Below are 19,971 nucleotides of genomic sequence, written 5' to 3'. Positions count from 1 at the left end.
TAATTTTCATTAAAAAGATAAAATTTTCTTGAATTATCGTTTACACTTTGATATACTTTTAGAGCAATATAGTATACTTGGCTGAGTAGGTCATTTTTGAGAATTGTATTAAAAAGGGATAGAGTGATGGATGGATTTTTTCTCATAAATTGAACGAAAATTAAAACGGTAACGATAGCTGTGTACTAGGCAAATTATTAGATTTTATAATCTTTACATTAAATAAAAGGTTGGTGACAATGAGTAAAAAGATTTTAATTATTGAGGATGAAAAAAATCTTGCGCGCTTTGTGTCTTTAGAATTACAACATGAGGGGTATTCAGTAGTTGTTGAGACAAATGGACGTTTGGGGCTCCAAACAGCTTTAGATGATGATTTCGATTTGATTCTATTGGACTTGATGTTGCCTGATATGGACGGATTCGAAATCACACGTCGACTTCGTTTAGAAAAAGACACTTCAATCATCATGATGACAGCTCGTGATTCTATTATGGATATTGTTGCTGGTCTTGACCGTGGAGCAGATGATTACATTGTAAAACCATTTGCAATTGAAGAATTATTGGCTCGTGTTCGTGCTGTATTCCGTCGTCAAGATGCTAATTCTAAACAAGACAAAGAAGGTCAAGCAAAAGAAGGTCTATTAGGACTTCGTTTAAATCCACAAAATCGTTCTGCAGTACGTGGTGATGATGAAATTTCATTAACAAAACGTGAATATGATTTGTTAAGCGTACTTCTTTCAAATGTTAATCGCGTGATGACACGTGAAGAACTTTTGGCAAGTGTTTGGCGTTATGATACTGACATTGAAACAAATGTCGTGGATGTTTACATCCGTTACCTTCGTGGTAAGGTAGATATTCCTGGTAAAGAATCATATATCCAAACTGTTCGTGGAATGGGTTATATTATTCGAGAAAAATAATGATAAAGTGCTTTAAAAAGTCATTATCTAAAAAAATTTCCTTAACGTCTCTTCAGTGGGTCTTGCTCATTTTATCGGTCTTTAATTTGCTTGTTTATATCGGGGTGACTCGAGTTTTTCTTGCACAAGACCGCTACAACACTGAACAAGCTACTGAAGTTGTTAGGGAGTTTTTGTCTAAAGAAACCTCTTTAACTGAGGGTAATTTATTAGACTTGTTGGAACAATTCAATGCAACCGGTTCACTTGTTGAAGATGGCAATAAAACCTATGTTTTTGACAAGCAAGGTGGTATTGATGATTTGATTTTTGATAATCAAGATGTTTCTATTTATGATAAAAATAAACAATTAGTTTTGACAACCAATAAAGTGTTATCAACAATAAAAATCGGAAAAGTTGGTGAAACGACTACACATCGTTCACCAGCTTTTAGTGGTTTTTATCAAAGTGAAAAGGTTTATTCTAAAGATAGTCGCGAGGTTATTGGCTACGTAACAGTTTACCAAGGCTTTGCTTCTTACTATATGGCACGTCACGCTTTAGTCGCGATTTTACTGGTTTCTGAACTGATTGAAGCTTGTTTGATTTTTAAACTATTAATGGTAGTTTCTCACCGTTCGTTAAAACCGTTGAGAGATTTTCAAGCGTTTTTAGAAGAGCTTTCTGAAAATCCAAGTGATTTAGCCTTGAGATCTGATATTAAATCTGGTGATGATATTGAGAAATTATCAGCAACTTTTGACAATATGTTGGAGCAAATTGAAGGATATGCGAAGCGGCAAACACGTTTTGTTAGTGATGTTAGTCACGAATTGAGAACGCCGATTGCTGTTATTAAAGGACACCTAGGGTTGCTACAACGTTGGGGGAAAGATGATCCTGAAATATTGTGTGAAAGTCTTGATGCTGCATACCATGAAGCTGATCGAATGTCTATTATGGTAAATGATATGTTGGATATGGTTCGTGTGCAAGGAAGTTTTGACCTTCACAAGGGAGAAATTACTGATTTAAGACAGGCAATCGAAGTTGTTTTAGGTAATTTCCGTATTCTGTATCCAGATTTTCGTTTCTCATTGACATCGACAATTGATGATTGTATTTATGCTGAAATTTACAAGCATCATTTTGAACAGGCTATTTTGATTTTAATTGATAATGGCGTTAAATATTCTTCAGGTAGTAAAAATATCCATGTGACTTTGGATGTTTTAGGTGATGATGCGATTGTTAAAGTTCGAGATGAGGGTGAAGGTATTTCACAAGATGATTTAAATCATATTTTTGAACGTTTTTATCGCACGGATAAGTCACGAAATCGTGTTTCGACACAAGGTGGGCTTGGGATTGGTTTAGCCATTCTTAAGCAAATTGTAGATGCTTATAACCTTAAAGTTAGTGTCAGCAGCGTTGTTGACGAGGGGACTGAGTTTACTTTAGTTATCCCGAGAGTTATGGCAGAATAACATTAAAAGACAGACTGAGCTCTCTTCTCGGTCTGTTCGTTTTTCTAATAAAGTATGACATGATATTTTCTTAGAAAAGGGAAAGCGACAACTGAGCCAGGTAGGACTGGTATTACTTTCATAATGATTGAATTTATGTTAAAATTAAGTATTAGAATAATTGGTAGAATGGGGTGTTTGTATGCGTTGTCCAAAATGTAATTATAATAAATCGAGCGTCATTGATAGCCGTCAAGCTGAGGATGGTAATGCTATTAGACGACGCCGTGAATGTGAAAATTGTCATGCGCGTTTTACAACCTTTGAACGCGTCGAAGAACTACCCTTGTTAGTCATTAAAAAAGATGGAACGCGTGAACAATTTTCTCGAGAAAAAATCTTAAATGGCATTTTCCAAAGTGCACAAAAACGTCCAGTATCCAGTGATGATATTGAACAAGTCGTGTCACGTATTGAACAAAGAATTCGTAGTGAATACGAAAGTGAAGTTCCAAGTACTGTGATTGGTAACCTTGTGATGGATGAGTTAGCTGAACTTGATGAAATTACTTATGTTCGCTTTGCCTCAGTTTACAAATCATTTAAAGATGTTGATGAGATTGAGGAACTTCTTCAGCAAATTACGAATCGCGTGCGTAGTAAGAAGAAAAGAAGTAAGCTAGATGAGACCGATTGATGAATTTTCTTATGTCAAAAATAACAAGGTTTTGTTGGATTCAGATAGTTTAACTCAGCTCTATCATCCAGTCATTGGAAATCATGCGGTTTTGTTGTATGATTATCTTTTGTCTTTCTTTGATGATGGTGTAAAACGTCACAAGTTTAGTGAAATTCTCAACCATTTACAACTTAGCATGCAGGAAGTTGAGGAAGCTTTGGCGATTTTAACAGCGGTGGATTTATTGGTTTTATACCAAACACGTGACGCCTATGTCTTGAAGTTACAGCCTGCTTTGAATCGCGAAACTTTTTTGGCTAATCCCATTTATCGCCGTTTATTGGAACAAAGAATTGGCGAAGTAGCTGTAGCAGAATTGGATGTGACATTACCTGATAATGCGCGTGATGTTTCAAAAAAATTCTCTGATATTTTTTCAGTGGATGAAAATCCTTCTGTTCCAAAGACAGTATCAAAGAATCATTTCGATTTAGATAGTTTTGAACGCTTGATGTTACGCGATGGCTTACAATTTAAGGACGAAAAGGCTGATGTTGTCTTAATTTACAGCCTAGCTGATAAATACACAATGAATTGGTTTGATACCTATCGTTTAGCAAAGAATACAGCTATTAATGGGAAAATTTCCCCACAACGAATGACTGTACAACTTGAGCAAAAAAAATCTGGTAGTGCGCAAAGTAAAGACCAATTTGATGCTAAAGAACAAGTGATTATCCGAGAAGCTAAGCAAGCGAGTGCTAAAGAATTTCTCGAAAAAATCAAGGCACCTCGTCGTGCGGTGGTTACCGAGAGTGAGCGTAAAGTGTTAGAAGAGTTAGCTAATATGAATTTCCTAGATGAAGTGATTAACGTTATGGTTCTTTACACTTTAAACAAAACACAGTCGGCAAATATCAATAAACCTTATATTATGAAGGTAGCAAATGATTTTGCTTTCCAAAAAATTGCTACAGCTGAAGCGGCAGTTCTTAAAATGCGTAGTTTTGCACAACGAAATAAAGAACGTAAAGCAAAAGCGAAAGTTACTAAAAGCAATGTCCCTGAGTGGACAGCTAAAGAATACAAGCATGTTGCGACAGCTGAAGAAAAAGCGAAACTTGAAGAGCTTAGACGTAGCATGTTAGAAGATTAAGGAGTGAGTGATGGAAAAAATCGGACAAACCTTGGCTAAACAGCTTCGCCAAAGTCGAATTGATCTTAATGAATTGACTCAAGCTATTTTAGCGGATAAGGAAATTGCTGATTTTATCACGTCAAATGGCTTGACTCAAGAGCAGATTAATCGTAGTCTTCCTAAGTTTAATCAGTTTATGGTGGAACGTGAGAAGTTTCAAAATCAAGATGCTTCTTATGTAGCAAAAGGCTATAAACCAGCTCTTAGTATGAATGAAGGTTACGCTGATGTTATTTATCTAGAGACTCGTGAATTGGTAGAAGCTAAAAAACGTCAGGATATCAAAAATCGTGTGACATTGATTGGTTTGCCAACAAGTCTTAAGCATATTTCAACTGATGATATTGACCTTGGAGATCCTAATCGTATTGAGATTTATAATTATTTGAATGATTATATTAAAAATCTTGAGGACAAACCACAAAAAGGACTCTATGTCTTTGGAACTTTTGGTGTCGGGAAATCATATTTGATGGCCTATTTGGCTAACCGCTTGTCAGCTAAGTATGGTAAATCAATAACTCTCTTGCATTTTCCAACTTTTTGTGTGGATATCAAAAATGCTATCAACACAGGTACTGTAAAAGAACAGATTGACCAAATTAAGCAATCTGAAATTCTTGTTTTGGATGACATCGGTGCTGAACAACAAAGTTCTTGGATTCGTGATGATGTCCTTCAAGTGATTCTTCAGTATCGTATGCAAGAAAATCTTTTAACGTTCTTCACTTCTAACCTTGATTTTAAGGGACTTGAAGAACATTTCTCAATCTCACGTTCTGGTGACGAAACTTGGCAAGCCAAACGTGTGATGGAACGTATTCGTTATTTAGCTCGAGAAATTCATCTTCAAGGTGAAAATCGACGTTAATTGTACAAATCATTAATAGTGATAATAGATAAAAGAATGTGAAAGGAATATCGGCGAAGGCATTTGTGATGTTTTCGTGTGGCAAACAGCCACTTAAGGCAGTGATAAATTGTTTTAACGAACAGGTATTAAGAACTATGGCTTTACCTACAGTTGCTATTGTCGGACGTCCTAACGTCGGCAAATCGACTTTGTTTAACCGTATCGCAGGTGAGCGTATTTCAATTGTTGAAGATGTCGAGGGTGTTACTCGTGACCGTATTTATACAACAGGTGAATGGCTTAACCGCAAGTTTTCATTGATTGATACAGGTGGTATCGATGATGTTGATGCTCCATTTATGGAACAAATTAAACACCAAGCTGATATCGCCATGACAGAAGCAGATGTTATTGTTTTTGTTGTATCAGGAAAAGAAGGTGTAACTGATGCAGACGAGTACGTTTCAAAAATTTTGTATCGTACTAATAAACCAGTTATTCTAGTTGTTAATAAAGTGGACAACCCAGAAATGCGTAATGATATTTACGATTTCTATTCACTTGGTCTTGGTGATCCATATCCAGTTTCATCTGTTCACGGGATTGGTACAGGGGATGTTTTGGATGCTATCGTTGAAAATCTTCCAGTCGAAGAAGAAGACGAAAATCCAGATATCATTAAATTCAGTTTGATTGGTCGTCCAAACGTTGGTAAATCAAGTTTAATTAACGCTATTCTTGGTGAAGAACGTGTTATCGCAAGTCCAATTGCCGGTACAACACGTGATGCTATTGATACAAACTTTACTGACAGCGAAGGTCAAGAATACACAATGATTGATACCGCTGGTATGCGTAAATCTGGTAAAGTTTATGAAAACACTGAAAAATACTCAGTGATGCGTTCAATGCGTGCTATCGATCGTTCAGATATTGTTCTCATGGTTATTAACGCTGAAGAAGGCATCCGTGAGTATGATAAACGTATTGCTGGTTTTGCTCATGAAGCTGGTAAAGGGATTATTATCGTTGTTAACAAATGGGATACCATTGAAAAAGATAATCATACAGTTGCTAAATGGGAAGAAGATATTCGTGACCAATTCCAATTCTTGTCATATGCACCAATTATCTTCGTATCTGCTGCGACAAAACAACGTTTGAATAAATTGCCTGAAATGATTAAGAAAATCAGCAAAAGCCAAAACAAACGTATCCCATCAGCTGTTCTTAACGATGTTATCATGGATGCGATTGCTATTAACCCAACACCAACTGATAAAGGTAAACGTTTGAAAATCTTCTACGGCACACAAGTTTCCGTCAAACCACCAACGTTTGTTATCTTTGTTAACGAAGAAGAGCTTATGCACTTCTCATATATGCGCTTTTTGGAAAATCAAATCCGTGCAGCCTTCGGCTTTGAAGGAACACCAATCAATTTGATTGCCCGCAAACGTAAATAATAAAATTTAAAGCACCCTAATGGGTGCTTTTTTTGATGTATTTTGATAAATTTCACTAAAAATAAAATCAAAAAGTCATTTTTTTAAGCTAAAGAGAGCTGAATTTGATATAATTAAAGGATAAGGAAAAAGGTGGTGGCTTAGATTGGGTAGAATGATTCCAGGTCGAATTCGCAATCAGGGTATAGAACTTTACGAACAAGGTTTGGTTGAAATTATCAGTAAGCGAGAAGATTTAATTCAGGCAAAGGTGGGCACACATCATCTACAATACTCATTAGAAGATGAACAAGTGAGATGTGATTGTGACTTTTTTGCCAAGAAAAAATATTGTGAGCATTTAGCAGCCGTAGAATATTATCTAAAGAATAATACGGAGGGAAAAGAGTTATCAGACGAACTGAGCTCACATCAAGAAATACAACAAGAAACCAAGAAGAATACTTCATTTGGCAGTGTTTTTTTGGATGGTTTGCTTATCAACGATGATGACACAACAAAATATCGCCTAGCAGCTCATGGCAATCAAAGTCCCTATTCATCCGATTATTGGTGGACTTTAAAGATTAACCGATTACCAGATGATCGTGCTTATGTCGTTCGTGACATCAAAGCCTTTTTGACTGTTGTTAAAAATGAAGGCTACTATCAGATTGGTAAAAATTATTTTGAACCTTTGTCTTTGATTCAATTTGATGAACCTAGCCAGGAGTTAATTCAATTTTTATGGCGAATTTTGCCAGATGGTGATCATCTTGATATTGATTACATTTTGCCAAATCATGGTCGAAATCTATCATTAACAAGTGGGACTTTTGAAGAAGGTATCAACCTTTTCAATGACCTGTACGATTTTTCATTTGAACACAATCATCAAACTTATGGGCAGCTGATTTTTAGACCACTAAGTGGTTCAGAAAACTTAATTCAATTTAAAGTGGTGGTTCACCGTCAATCGATTGAATTAATCATTAGTGAAAAAGAATATCAACCGCTCTTTAATAATGCCTTTTTGTTCACAAATGGGTTTATTTTCAGTTTGAATTTGAAGCAACAAAAGATTTTAACAGCTATTCGTAGTTTGCCAATTGAGGCTGATTTAGCAAAACATTTGTTCTTTGATTTAGACGACCAAGCAAAATTAGCTGCTAGCCTTTTAGATTTTAAAGAGCTTGGTAAGGTTGAAGCGCCGAAGAGTTTTGATATTCGTGATTTCAAGGTTGTTTTTGATTTAGAACTCAATGAATATAAGGAAGTAGCTCTACATGTGACTTTTGATTATGGCGACGTTAGTGTCAAAAGTAAACGTGAACTAGAAGACTTGCCTTTTGCTAGTCATTTTAAACATGAAGAAAAAGTCTTTAGAACTCTGGAAGCTAATGGTTTTTCAGCCTCATTCTCGTCTTATCATGCGCCTTTAGCTGATAAGGATTTGTACGATTTCTTCACACGAACTTTGGGACAATTAGCACGGCTAGGTCAGGTTACTTTGTCTGATGGGCTTGAAGAGATGCGTCAATTTGAAGAACCACAGGTTTCTGTTCATACTAAAGGTGGTTTGCTTGATATCTCATTTGATTTTTCAACGGTTTTTGAAAATGATATTGATGATGCCTTAGAAGCACTCTTTAAAAATCAGCCATATTTTGTTAATGGTGCTGGTAAGTTAGTTGTTTTTGATGAAGAAACTCAACGTGTCAGCTCTACTTTACAAAATCTTCGTGCCAAACAGCTAGATAATGGGCATTTGCAACTGGATGCTATTTCAGCCTTCCAAATTTCAGATTTATTCCAAGGAAATGATCGCATTTCATTTTCAAAAGAATTTGAGCAGTTAGCGCATGATTTAACCCATCCTGAAAGTTTTGAGGTCACTTTGCCACCTTTACAAACACAATTACGTGATTACCAAATGACAGGTGTGCGATGGATGTCCATGCTTGACCACTATGGATTTGGTGGTATTTTAGCTGATGATATGGGACTTGGTAAAACACTTCAAACCATCGCTTTTCTAGCATCTCAGCTAAAAGAAGAAACACGTATTTTGATTTTGTCGCCATCAAGTTTAATTTATAATTGGAAAGATGAATTTACACGTTTTGCTCCTGAGATAGATGTGGCTGTTTCTTATGGTTTAAAAGCAGTGCGTGATGAGATTATTGCTGAAAATCATCAGGTGGTGATTACAAGCTACTCTTCTTTCCGTCAAGATTTTGCGGAATACAATCAGTTGAATTTTGATTACTTGATTTTAGATGAAGCACAAGTGATGAAAAATACTCAAACCAAGATTGCCCATTATTTACGCCAGTTTGAAGTTAACAATTGCTTTGCTCTTTCTGGAACACCGATTGAAAATAAATTACTTGAAATCTGGTCAATTTTTCAAATTGTTCTACCGGGTTTACTACCAGATAAGAAGCATTTCTTGAAGATGGATGCTAAACAAGTGGCTCGGTTCATTAAGCCATTTATCATGCGTCGTCGAAAAGAAGAAGTTTTACCAGAGTTGCCTGATTTGATTGAAATTAATTATCCGAATGAATTAGGTCGTAAGCAAAAAGCTATTTATCTCGCTCAACTTCGACAAATGCAAGAAACCATCGCTGGTGCTTCTGATGCGGATATTAACCGCCGTAAAATTGAAATTTTGTCAGGAATTACTCGTTTACGTCAAATCTGTGATACGCCAGCTTTGTTTATGGATTATGATGGTGAAAGTGGTAAGCTTGATAGTTTGCGCGATTTGTTAACGCAAATCAAGGAAAATGGTCACCGAGCACTTATCTTCTCACAATTTCGCGGAATGCTTGATGTTGCTGAAAAAGAAATTGAAGAACTTGGTTTAACATCCTATAAAATTACGGGCTCAACGCCAGCTAACGCACGTCAAGAAATGACCCGTGCCTTTAACAACGGGTCAAAAGATACTTTCTTGATTTCATTGAAAGCAGGAGGTGTCGGTCTTAACTTAACAGGAGCTGATACGGTTATCTTGATTGACCTTTGGTGGAATCCCGCGGTTGAAATGCAGGCCATCAGCCGAGCTCACCGTATTGGACAAAAAGAAAACGTCGAAGTCTATCGTTTAATTACACGTGGAACTATTGAAGAAAAAATCCTTGAGATGCAAGAAAGTAAGAAAAATCTTGTGACTACTGTTCTTGATGGTAATGAAACAAGAGCAAGTATGACAATAGAAGAAATCAAGGAAATTCTAGGATTAGAACATTAAATGAACAGTCAGTCTGCCCTCGAGAAAGACTGACTTTCTTTTTATGAAAACTTTGAAAAATAGGATGAATTAGTTTATAATAAAAATGCTACAAAGTTGGAGCTGAGTATAAAGATTGTGGTGCTTAGGCCTGCTTTTTAACTTGGCATTTAGTTACTAGGACAAGGGGTTATCAAGGATAAGTTCCCTATATTTCTTAGTGAGTAATGATAATTAATAACATAACACGTTAAGAAAGGATGTGACACTGTGATTAGAAATCAAAGACGCTTTCCTCTCGTTGCAGATGGGGAGCCAGTAAGCAATCCACCTAAAGTAATGGCTTTATATGAAAATGAAGATCTGATTACCAATATTCACGGAACTTATCAAGATAAAAACTATGATGATGTTACTAGAGACTATGATTTTGTTGGCAAAGATGAAAAAGATGCCAGTCGATTAGAGTCAGTATCTCAAGGTAAATCTTATGCTGAGTTAGCGCGTGAAGAAGCAAGACGTGATATTCGAAGAAAACGTCAAGCTTATCTTTCAAAAGAAGTTAAAGCGCCTTCTAAAGCTGCTTTACAACAGCAACTTAAGGCAACTTTGCCTAAGAAATCAGCAAAGCCTACTAACAGTTTGAGTCACTTGACTGAAAAATTGCATCAAGATGATTATATCTTGGCAGAGATTCCCGTAACTTATAAAAAGCCAGATAATTCATCAACAGTAAAACCTAAGAAAAATAATTATGACTTCTTAAAACGTAGTCAAATTTATAATAAGGAAGCCTTGCAAAGTCAAAGAGATTATAAAATAGCTCAAGAGTTGAATTTAACACGCTTTGACGATGTAAAATAAACTGCTATGCAGTTGATATATAGAGGAGAAAAAATGTCTAAAACCTATCATTTTATCGGAATTAAAGGATCTGGTATGAGTGCTCTTGCTTTGATGTTGCATCAAATGGGACACAAAGTTCAAGGGAGTGACGTTAATAAATACTATTTCACACAACGTGGTTTAGAACAAGCTGGAATTGAAATTCTTCCATTTTCTGAAGACAATATCACATCAGATGTTGAATTAATTGCCGGTAATGCTTTCCGTGAAGATAACAACGTCGAAATTGCCTATGCTGTGAAAAATGGCTTTAAATTCAAACGTTATCATGAATTTCTTGGTGATTTCATGCGCCAATTCACAAGTTTTGGTGTAGCTGGTGCACACGGAAAAACATCAACAACAGGTTTGATGGCACATGTTCTTAAAAATATTACTGATACATCATACTTAATTGGTGATGGTACTGGACGTGGTTCAGCTAACAGTAACTACTTTGTATTTGAATCAGATGAATACCAACGTCACTTTATGCCATACCATCCAGAATACTCAATCATTACGAATATTGACTTTGATCACCCTGATTACTTCAAGAGTATTGATGACGTCTTTGATGCCTTTAACGATTATGCAAAACAAGTTCAAAAAGCATTGTTCTTGTTTGGTGATGATCCATATCTTCGTAAAATTACTTCTGATGCAGATATTTACTACTATGGTTTCAAAGATACAGATGACTTTATGGCATATGATGTTGTTCGTACAACAAATGGCTCAGTTTTCAAAGTAAAACATGGTGAGGAAGAACTTGGTTCATTCCATCTTCCAGCATTTGGTCGTCACAATATCTTGAATGCCACTGCTGTTATTGCTAGCCTTTACGTAGCTGGTATTGATATGGAATTGGTAGCAGAGCACATGAAGACATTCGGTGGTGTTAAACGTCGTTTCACTGAAAAAGTAGTTAATAACACAACAATCATTGATGACTTTGCACACCATCCAACTGAAATTATTGCAACTCTTGATGCTGCACGTCAAAAATACCCAAGTAAAGAAATTGTGGCTGTTTTCCAACCACACACATTCACTCGTACGATTGCACTTTTGGATGAATTTGCAAATGCTTTGAATCAAGCTGATTCAGTTTACTTGGCACCAATTTATGGTTCAGCTCGTGAAGTTGACCACGGTGATGTTAAAGTTGAAGACTTAGCTGTTAAAATTAATAAATCAGCTAAAGTCATTAGCCTTGAAAATGTATCACCATTACTTGACCATGACAATGCTGTTTATGTCTTCATGGGAGCTGGTGATATCCAAATGTATGAACGTTCATTTGAAGAATTGTTGGCAAGCTTGGCTAACAATACACAATAATAACCGATTATCTTGAGAAGGAGCGAAAGCTCTTTTTCTTTTGAGGGGGATTCTATGATTATAAGAAATGCACGCCTTGAGGATTTACAAGATATTATAGCTATTGAGCGTGAGAATTTCTCTGCAGAAGAAGCGGCAAGTCTAGAAGACATGAGAGAACGTATCCTGACTATCCCAGACACTTTTTTGGTAGCTGAGATTGATGGAAAGGTTTGCGGCTATATTGAAGGACCTGTTATTTTTCAACGTTATTTAACTGATGATTTATTTCATAAGGTTGTTTCAAATTCAGCTACCGGAGGTTTTATCGCCATCACAAGCTTGTCTGTAGCGCCTGATTTTAAAAATCAGGGGATTGGCATGGCTTTGCTTGCGACAATGAAAGATTTAGCGATTGCTCAAAAACGTAGGGGGATTAGTCTGACTTGTCACGAGAATCTTATTCCCTACTATGAAAGAAATAGCTTCAATGATGAGGGAGAATCAGAGTCAACCCATGGTGGTTCTAGCTGGTTTAACATGGTTTGGGAGTCACCAGTAGCAGGCTGATTTATTATTAAGAATAGATAACAAACCACCTCGTCAGTTGATTTTAGAATGCTTTTAGGTTATAATGGCGATTGATTAAGATTAGGAGGATAAGCTTTGACCGAATTTAACGACGATAAGCCAAAAACTCGAAAAGAAAAAAGTTTTAAGGAGCAGATTTTAGCAGAACTTGAAGAAGCCAATCGCTTACGTAAACAACATGATTTAGAGCTTCGCCAAAAAGAAAAAGAAGCAGAAGAATTTGCCCGTCGAACTGCCCAATTGATGGCTGAATATGAGGCTGAAGATCGTAGAGAGCGCCAAGAGGCTAAGATTCGAGAAGAAAAACGACGCCTTGAAGCAAAAGCTAAATCGGCTTTGGCTGAAAATCAGATTGAGACAACAATAGATAATCAAAAAATTAAGGACGTACTAAAAAATATTGATCAAACCTTTAATCCTGATGGCGCACAATCAGCTGAAGCTGATGAGCAAGAAAGTTATTTTGTGAGAGCGACAGATGGTGTGGGGTATGATGGTAATCCAGATATTTCTGATAAACCTTCAGGTGAGTCTGAATCAAAAGATGACCTTCATTTTGAGCAAGATTCTGAGCAATCAGATGAGACAGAGACAGACTTGGAGAATAAAGTGGGAACAAAACGTAGAAGAAAACGTCAAAAGACAAATAGCCTAGCTGGAAAAATTGCTTTAGTGTTAATTTCAGCAATTATCATTGCCCTACTAGCAACAGGATTCTTTGTATATCGTTACGTTGATAGTTCTATTAAGCCACTGGATAGTTCGTCAACAAAATACGTTACTGTTGATATTCCAGAAGGCTCTGGTAACAAATATATTGGACAAATTTTAGAGAAATCTGGTGTCATTAAGAGTGCAACGGTTTTTAATTACTATACAAAATTTAAAAACTATAGCAATTTTCAGAGTGGTTATTACAATTTGCAACCAAGCATGGATTTAGATGAGATCTGTAAACTCCTAAAAGAAGGAGGAACGGCTCAGCCAGAAAAACCTTCACTAGGTAAAATCTTAGTGACAGAAGGCTATACTATTAAGCAAATTTCTGAAGCTGTAACAAAGAATTCAGCTAAGAAGCATGCTTCTACACCTTATACAGCCGATGATTTCTTGAAAGTGGTTCAAGACGAAGACTTTATTTCAAAAATGTCTGCTAAGTATCCAAAACTTTTAGGAAGTCTTCCTAGTGCTGATAAAGTAACTTATCGTTTAGAAGGTTATCTTTTCCCAGCAACTTATAGTTATTACAAAAAAACAAGTATGGAAGATATTGTTGAAGAAATGATTTCAACAATGGATTCTTATATGTCTAAGTACTACGATACGATTGCTGCAAAAGGAATGACAGTCAATGATGTGCTTACTCTTGCATCATTAGTTGAAAAAGAAGGTTCAACTGATGACGATCGTCGTAATATTGCGAGTGTCTTTTATAACCGCATGAATAACAATATGCCTCTTCAAAGTAACATTGCTATCTTGTATGCGATGGGTAAACTTGGTGAAGAGACAAGTCTTGCGGCTGATGCAAGTATTGACACATCGATTGATTCACCGTATAATGTTTATACTAACACTGGTTTGATGCCTGGTCCGGTTGATGCTCCTAGCCTATCAGCTATTGAAGCAACTGTTAACCCTGCTTCAACAAATTACTATTATTTTGTTGCTGATGTTAAGACAGGTAAGGTCTACTACTCAGAGAACTTTGATGACCATCAAGCTAATGTTGAAAAATATGTTAATAGTCAAATAAATGAATAATTGATGACAAACATGGTGTGATTAACATCATGTTTGTATTTGTAGATTATCCAAAAAATAAATTTTTAGAAAAGAGATAGAAAATGGCAGAAAAAACTTATCCAATGACCCTTGCTGAAAAAGAACAACTTGAACAAGAATTAGAAGAATTAAAATTAGTTCGTCGTCCTGAAGTTGTTGAACGTATTAAAATCGCTCGTTCATATGGTGACCTATCAGAAAACTCTGAGTATGATGCAGCAAAAGATGAACAAGCATTCGTTGAAGGTCAAATCCAAATCATCGAAACTAAAATCCGTTACGCAGAAATCATTGATAGCGATGCTGTAGCTAAAGATGAAGTTGCTATCGGTAAAACAGTCACTGTTCAAGAAGTTGGAACAACTGATAAAGATGTATACCATATCGTTGGTGCAGCTGGTGCGGATATTTTCGCTGGCCGTATTTCTAATGAAAGTCCAATCGCTCAAGCTTTGATTGGTAAGAAAACAGGTGAAATTGTAACAATTGATTCACCTGCAGGAAGCTATGACGTTGAAATTATTAGCGTTGAAAAAACTGCTTAATCATAAAAAAAGAGGCTGTTAAGCCTTTTTTATTTTAGGTTTAAGTCGCTTCTTTTTGAATTTATAATCACTAAAAAAGATTTTTTATTCACACTATTAGCTATTTTTTAAAATAAAAAGGGTATCAAAAACAGAGAGTTTGATTGCTCTCTGTTTTTTTAATTATTTACGACTACGTTGTTTTCCGGCGTTGCGGTTACTTTTCTTAGGTTTGTTAAGTTGAGTAGTCGCTGTTGGTGTTACATCTTTACGTTTTGATGATTTGTATGTTTTTGGAGGATTCTTTTCAAATTCTTCAGCAATTTGTTTACGAAGTTTTGGTTTGATGATAAACATCGTAATCAATTGTTGAATGATAGAGAAGAAACCGCCGACTAACCAGTAAAGTAGGACACTTGCTGGCATGCTCATACCGAAGAAGACCATCATGAGTGGCATCACGTACATTGTTCCTTTCATGGCTGCACGTTGTTCTTCAGCAACAGCTTGCATTGATAACCATGATTGGAAGAAGTAGAGAATAGCGATGACAGCTGTAAGCGGCATGCTGCGACTTCCAAGGTCAATTCCTAGGAAAGTACTTTCAGCGACACCTTGTGTGTATTGAGCTGCGAAATACATAGCTGAGAAGAATGGCATTTGAACAAGAAGTGGAAGACATCCCATACCGCCAAGCATGTTAATTCCATTTTCTTTTTGAGCAGCCATCAATTCTGTTTGGGCAGCCAATTTTTCTTCTTGTGTAGTCGCATTACGCATACGTTCGTTGATTGGTGCAAAGATTGGTTTTAAGTAAGCCATCTTTTCTGATTGATAGCTTGCTTTCCATGATTGGTAAAGCCCAAGCGGAAGAATGATACAACGAACAATGATTGTTACTAAGATAATGGCTAAACCAAAGCCTAGGTTGATGTTATTGGCAAAGTATTGAATAAGTTTTGCCATCGGTTCTCCAAGTAAGTGCCAAATAGTACCTGTTGGGTTACCACTTGAATCACGGCTTACACAACCACTTAGTAAGAACAATAATGATAAGCTAAGTCCTGAAAAAAGGACACGATTTAATTTCTTTTTCAATTGTTTTTTTCCTTTTATTATAATACCCTATTATTTTACTGTTTTTTCAGTATTTTCTCAATACGTCTCCAGCCTTATTTTAGAGACTGGTTACAGAAAATGTTAATTTGCAATGCGAAAATCCTTATAGTCTTCAAAATTTGCCATTTTGACATCAACATAGGTTACTTTTGCCCATTGAGATGGTCCTTTTCTGATTTCTTGGATAAATTTTGCCATTTTAGCGGAATCATCAGATTGCGCGAGGACTTCAACAGTGCCATCGTCGTTATTCCAAACACGACCGTAAATATCACCGATATTTTGAGCAAGTGCGTAGGTTGAATAGCGGAAGCCTACCCCTTGAACGCGGCCTGAGACAATTAGACGTACTTTTTTCATCTCAATTTCCTCCTATTATGTGCTATAATCTTCTTATGACTATTATAACTTCTAAATCAAATAATCTCATTAAAAAGACTAAAAAATTATTGAAAAAAAAATATCGTGAGCATTCTTACTTAATTGAAGGTTGGCATCTTTTTGAAGAAGCTGAAAAAGCTGGTGCGACCTTTTTAAATATTTTTGTTCTTGAAGAATTTGCGAATCGTGTTGAGCACTTATCAAACGTCACTTTTGTGACACAAGAAGTTCTGAGAGAATTGACTGATTCTAAAACACCTCAAGGCATTATTGCTGAAGTGGTGATGCCAAGCTTGCCTTTAGCTGATTTGAAAGTGGGTCGATACTTGGTATTAGAAGATGTTCAAGATCCTGGGAATGTTGGAACAATGATTCGTACAGCTGATGCAGCTGGTTTAGACGGAGTCTTAATCTCTGACAAATCTGCTGATATTTATAATCAAAAAACTCTTCGTTCGATGCAAGGTAGTCATTTCCATCTTCCGGTTTGGCGTACGAATGTTTATGAGGCTTGTCAGAAGTTACAACATCTTGGTGTGCCGTTAATTGCCACAACTCTATCTAAAGATTCTGTGGATTATAAAACCGTTGAGCATAAGGGCGATTTTGCACTTGTCATGGGAAATGAAGGAAATGGTATTTCTGAACAAATGACAAAGCAAGCAGATATTTTAGCTCATATCATTATGCCAGGACAAGCTGAAAGTTTGAATGTTGCTGTAGCAACTGGGATTGTTCTCTTTAATTTAATTTAAAAATCGATTAATTTTTGTGCTTGGAATTTCCTAGTCATGGTTTCAGTCTAATTTAAGTTGATATGCTATAATTAGGGTGAAAGAAGGTGATTCTCATGGTTGCATATAAAAAAGATAAAGAATTTATGGAACTTGTTGGTCATTTAATTGAACATCCTCGTTTTCAGAAATTAGATAATATAACGCAACATCATTATTCAACACGTATGGAACATTCCATTAATGTTGCTTATACAAGTTATAAGATTGCCAAAAAACTTGGCTGGGATGAAAAATCAACGGCTCGTGGTGGTCTTTTACATGATTTCTTTTATTATGATTGGCGAGAAACCAAATTCAATAAAGGACATGCTTGGGTGCATCCGAGGATTGCTGTACGGAACGCTAGAAAATTAACAACGTTAAACAAACGTGAAGAAGATATTATTTTGAAACATATGTGGGGAGCAACAATTGCTCCACCACGTTACAAAGAAGGTTACATTGTAACGATGGTAGATAAGTATTGGGCTATTAAAGAAGCCATTACTCCGTTTCGCAATCGTTTTGGCAAGAGAAGACGTTATAGTCGTAAGATTTTACCAAGTAACCATCGTTAATTGAATTAATTTGTTATCTGGGAGGAGGTTATTTTGAATCAAGACAATATCATTTATACGCAGACTGATAGTGGTCTCAATCGCTTTTTTGCCAAAATCTATGGACTAGTTGGTATGGGAATTGGGTTGTCAGCCTTTGTATCATTTTTGATGCTTTATGTATTTACTGACAATATGATCAACATTATCAATAATCACCCATTTGTTTACTATGGTGCAATATTTTTAGAACTAGCTTTAGTTTTCTTAGCTAGTAATGCCGCTCGTAAAAACACACCGTCGGCTTTGCCACTGTTCTTATTTTATTCAGCTTTAAATGGCTTCACCTTAAGTTTTGTTATTGTGGCTTACACACAAACAACTGTTTTACAAGCCTTCGTTTCCTCAGCTTTAGTTTTTGGTGTCATGTCAGTACTTGGTTTTGTCATTAAAAAAGATTTGTCCGGTTTTGCTAAAGCAGCTATGGCAGCCTTGATTGGTATCATCATTGCAAGTGTTGTTAATATGTTTATTGGCTTGGATGGAATGAGCTACATCATTAGTATTATTTCAGTTTTAATCTTTTCTGGTTTGATTGCTTATGATAATCAGATGATTAAGCGTGTTTATCAAAGTACCGGAGGCAATGTTGGTGACGGTTGGGCTATTTCAATGGCACTTAGCCTTTACCTTGACTTTATCAACTTGTTCTTGAATCTACTTCGTCTTTTTGGAAGTGATGATTAATTTTCTAACTAGTGTAACCTTGGTTGCACTAGTTTTTTTAGGCTTTCAGTCAAATTTCATTGGTGATTTTTAGTCTTTGTGTTATAATAGTCCTAATATTTTGAAAATTCGAGGAACTTGCTATGAAAACACCATTTATTTCAGCCAAAGAGCTTGAAAAAATTACGAATGAATTTCCAACTCCTTTTCACCTTTACGACGAAAAAGGAATTCGTGAAAAGGCTCGCGCTTTAAATAAGGCTTTTGCTTGGAACAAGGGATTCAAGGAGTATTTTGCGGTTAAGGCAACACCAACTCCAGCAATCTTGAAAATTCTCCAAGAGGAAAATTGTGGTGTGGATTGTGCAACAGAAGTTGAATTATTGATGAGCCACAAACTTGGCTTTACTGATATTATGTTCTCATCTAATGATACACCAGCGCGTGAATTTCAGTACGCTAAGGAAATTGGAGCGACGATTAATTTAGATGCTTATGAACACATCGCTTTCTTAAAAGAGGTGGCAGGTTTACCTGAGACTGTTTCACTCCGTTATAATCCAGGCGGTGTTTTCTCTCTTGGAACAGATATTATGGATAATCCTGAAGAATCAAAATTTGGCATGACCAAAACTCAATTGATTCAAGGTTTTAAAGACTTGAAAGCAGAAGGTGTCAAAAACTTTGGTATCCATTCTTTCCTTGCGTCAAATACTGTTACAAATGATTATTATCCAGAATTGGCACGTCAGTTATTTGAATTAGCTGTTGAAGTCAAAGAAAAAGCGGGTGTGACAATCAACTTTATCAACTTGTCTGGGGGTGTTGGTGTCAATTATTTGCCTGACCAAAAACCAAATGATATTGCTGTCATTGGTGAAGGCGTACACCGTGTCTTTGATGAGGTATTAGTTCCTGCAGGGCTTGGTGATGTCAAAATCTTCACTGAACTAGGTCGTTTTATGTTGGCACCACATGGCTTACTTGTGACAAAAGTTCGTCACCGTAAACAAACTTATCGTACTTATATCGGCGTTGATGCATCAGCGGTTAATTTGATGCGCCCAGCCATGTATGACGCCTATCATCACATTACTAATATGACTAATCCTGATGGCAAACTAGAAGTGGTAGATGTTGTTGGATCACTTTGTGAGAATAATGATAAATTTGCTAAACAACGCGAATTGCCAGAAGCGCGTGTTGGAGATACGCTTGTCATTCATGATACCGGTGCGCATGGTTTTTCAATGGGCTATCAATATAATGGACGTTTGCGTTCAGCTGAGATTCTTTATCAAGAAGATGGCAGCGCCCGTCTCATCCGTCGTGCAGAAACCCCAGATGATTATTTTGCAACTATCAAAGGGTTTGATTTTGATTAAATCTAAAAGCAGTTGGTTAGAGTAATTTTTTAGCTCTAAACTAGCTGTTTTTTGATATTATTTTATCTTTCGAAAAAGCTTTCAAGAATTTGTAAACTCTTTCTATTTCTGCTATAATAATTTATG

At 36.2% G+C, this 19,971-nt stretch carries 18 protein-coding genes; 16 read left to right on the top strand and 2 right to left on the bottom strand.

The genetic code is table 11. The features are described 5' to 3' along the window. The first annotated feature begins 239 nt into the window (after nucleotides 1–239). The 12 genes from JG537_RS02160 to greA all read left to right on the top strand — a co-directional run bounded on the left by JG537_RS02160 (nucleotide 240) and on the right by greA (nucleotide 14,922). The gene (locus tag JG537_RS02160; RefSeq protein WP_199543042.1) at nucleotides 240–932 is read left to right on the top strand and encodes a response regulator transcription factor; all 693 of its coding nucleotides are present in this window, start codon (nucleotides 240–242) and stop codon (nucleotides 930–932) included. Beyond that, nucleotides 932–2,401 carry a sensor histidine kinase gene (locus JG537_RS02155; RefSeq protein WP_199543039.1) on the top strand — a complete coding sequence of 490 codons (1,470 nt, stop codon included), beginning with the start codon at nucleotides 932–934 and terminating at the stop codon, nucleotides 2,399–2,401. Before JG537_RS02160 ends, JG537_RS02155 begins: the two co-directional genes overlap by 1 nt. Before the next feature lie 181 nt (nucleotides 2,402–2,582). Then, nucleotides 2,583–3,077 carry a transcriptional regulator NrdR gene (nrdR, locus tag JG537_RS02150; protein WP_199543028.1) on the top strand — a complete coding sequence of 165 codons (495 nt, stop codon included), beginning with the start codon at nucleotides 2,583–2,585 and terminating at the stop codon, nucleotides 3,075–3,077. Then, nucleotides 3,064–4,215, top strand: a complete 1,152-nt coding sequence (locus JG537_RS02145) for a DnaD domain protein (RefSeq protein ID WP_199543026.1) — start codon at nucleotides 3,064–3,066, stop codon at nucleotides 4,213–4,215. The genes nrdR and JG537_RS02145 overlap by 14 nt, the downstream gene beginning before the upstream one ends. A 10-nt stretch (nucleotides 4,216–4,225) precedes the next feature. Continuing rightward, on the top strand, nucleotides 4,226–5,128 hold the full coding sequence (gene dnaI / locus JG537_RS02140; RefSeq protein WP_199543022.1) for a primosomal protein DnaI: 903 nt from the start codon (nucleotides 4,226–4,228) through the stop codon (nucleotides 5,126–5,128). 137 nt (nucleotides 5,129–5,265) lie between these two features. Then, the gene (gene der, locus JG537_RS02135) at nucleotides 5,266–6,576 is read left to right on the top strand and encodes a ribosome biogenesis GTPase Der (protein WP_132868746.1); all 1,311 of its coding nucleotides are present in this window, start codon (nucleotides 5,266–5,268) and stop codon (nucleotides 6,574–6,576) included. Nucleotides 6,577–6,721: 145 nt separating this feature from the next. Next, nucleotides 6,722–9,814: a pilus expression-regulating Snf2 family helicase gene (locus JG537_RS02130; protein WP_199543011.1), complete on the top strand. Its 3,093-nt coding sequence runs from the start codon at nucleotides 6,722–6,724 to the stop codon at nucleotides 9,812–9,814. A gap of 249 nt (nucleotides 9,815–10,063) precedes the next feature. Beyond that, on the top strand, nucleotides 10,064–10,657 hold the full coding sequence (gene zapJ, locus JG537_RS02125; RefSeq protein WP_199543008.1) for a divisome accessory protein ZapJ: 594 nt from the start codon (nucleotides 10,064–10,066) through the stop codon (nucleotides 10,655–10,657). Between the two features lie 33 nt (nucleotides 10,658–10,690). Next, the gene (gene murC, locus JG537_RS02120; protein ID WP_199543005.1) at nucleotides 10,691–12,022 is read left to right on the top strand and encodes a UDP-N-acetylmuramate--L-alanine ligase; all 1,332 of its coding nucleotides are present in this window, start codon (nucleotides 10,691–10,693) and stop codon (nucleotides 12,020–12,022) included. A 54-nt stretch (nucleotides 12,023–12,076) separates the two neighbouring features. Beyond that, nucleotides 12,077–12,571, top strand: coding sequence for a GNAT family N-acetyltransferase (locus JG537_RS02115; protein ID WP_199543002.1), 495 nt, complete (start codon nucleotides 12,077–12,079; stop codon nucleotides 12,569–12,571). 96 nt (nucleotides 12,572–12,667) lie between these two features. After that, the gene (gene mltG, locus JG537_RS02110; RefSeq protein WP_199543000.1) at nucleotides 12,668–14,356 is read left to right on the top strand and encodes an endolytic transglycosylase MltG; all 1,689 of its coding nucleotides are present in this window, start codon (nucleotides 12,668–12,670) and stop codon (nucleotides 14,354–14,356) included. An 83-nt stretch (nucleotides 14,357–14,439) separates the two neighbouring features. After that, nucleotides 14,440–14,922, top strand: a complete 483-nt coding sequence (gene greA / locus JG537_RS02105) for a transcription elongation factor GreA (protein ID WP_132868752.1) — start codon at nucleotides 14,440–14,442, stop codon at nucleotides 14,920–14,922. A 162-nt stretch (nucleotides 14,923–15,084) separates the two neighbouring features. Here greA and yidC read toward each other — a convergent pair whose 3' ends face one another. Together yidC and JG537_RS02095 are read right to left on the bottom strand one after the other, a co-directional pair. Beyond that, complete coding sequence (yidC, locus tag JG537_RS02100) at nucleotides 15,085–15,999, bottom strand: membrane protein insertase YidC (RefSeq protein ID WP_199542998.1); 915 nt, start codon at nucleotides 15,997–15,999, stop codon at nucleotides 15,085–15,087. Nucleotides 16,000–16,101: 102 nt separating this feature from the next. Next, nucleotides 16,102–16,380, bottom strand: coding sequence for an acylphosphatase (locus JG537_RS02095; RefSeq protein WP_199542996.1), 279 nt, complete (start codon nucleotides 16,378–16,380; stop codon nucleotides 16,102–16,104). 35 nt (nucleotides 16,381–16,415) lie between these two features. On the opposite strand from JG537_RS02095, the gene JG537_RS02090 reads away from it, so the two are divergent. From JG537_RS02090 to JG537_RS02075, 4 genes are all read left to right on the top strand, one after another. Then, nucleotides 16,416–17,156 carry a TrmH family RNA methyltransferase gene (locus JG537_RS02090; RefSeq protein WP_132869731.1) on the top strand — a complete coding sequence of 247 codons (741 nt, stop codon included), beginning with the start codon at nucleotides 16,416–16,418 and terminating at the stop codon, nucleotides 17,154–17,156. A gap of 95 nt (nucleotides 17,157–17,251) precedes the next feature. Continuing rightward, entirely contained in the window at nucleotides 17,252–17,755 is a 504-nt protein-coding gene (locus JG537_RS02085) for an HDIG domain-containing metalloprotein (protein ID WP_132869730.1), read from the top strand. Between the two features lie 33 nt (nucleotides 17,756–17,788). Continuing rightward, nucleotides 17,789–18,481, top strand: a complete 693-nt coding sequence (locus JG537_RS02080) for a Bax inhibitor-1/YccA family protein (RefSeq protein ID WP_074482462.1) — start codon at nucleotides 17,789–17,791, stop codon at nucleotides 18,479–18,481. A gap of 122 nt (nucleotides 18,482–18,603) precedes the next feature. Then, a complete protein-coding gene (locus JG537_RS02075; RefSeq protein WP_199542994.1) occupies nucleotides 18,604–19,845 on the top strand; it encodes a diaminopimelate decarboxylase in 1,242 nt (413 codons plus the stop codon). Nucleotides 19,846–19,971: the final 126 nt, after the last annotated feature.

Source organism: Streptococcus vicugnae, from assembly GCF_016461705.1.
GTDB classification, from domain to species: domain Bacteria; phylum Bacillota; class Bacilli; order Lactobacillales; family Streptococcaceae; genus Streptococcus; species Streptococcus vicugnae.
This window is presented reverse-complemented; position numbering and strand designations above follow the sequence as displayed.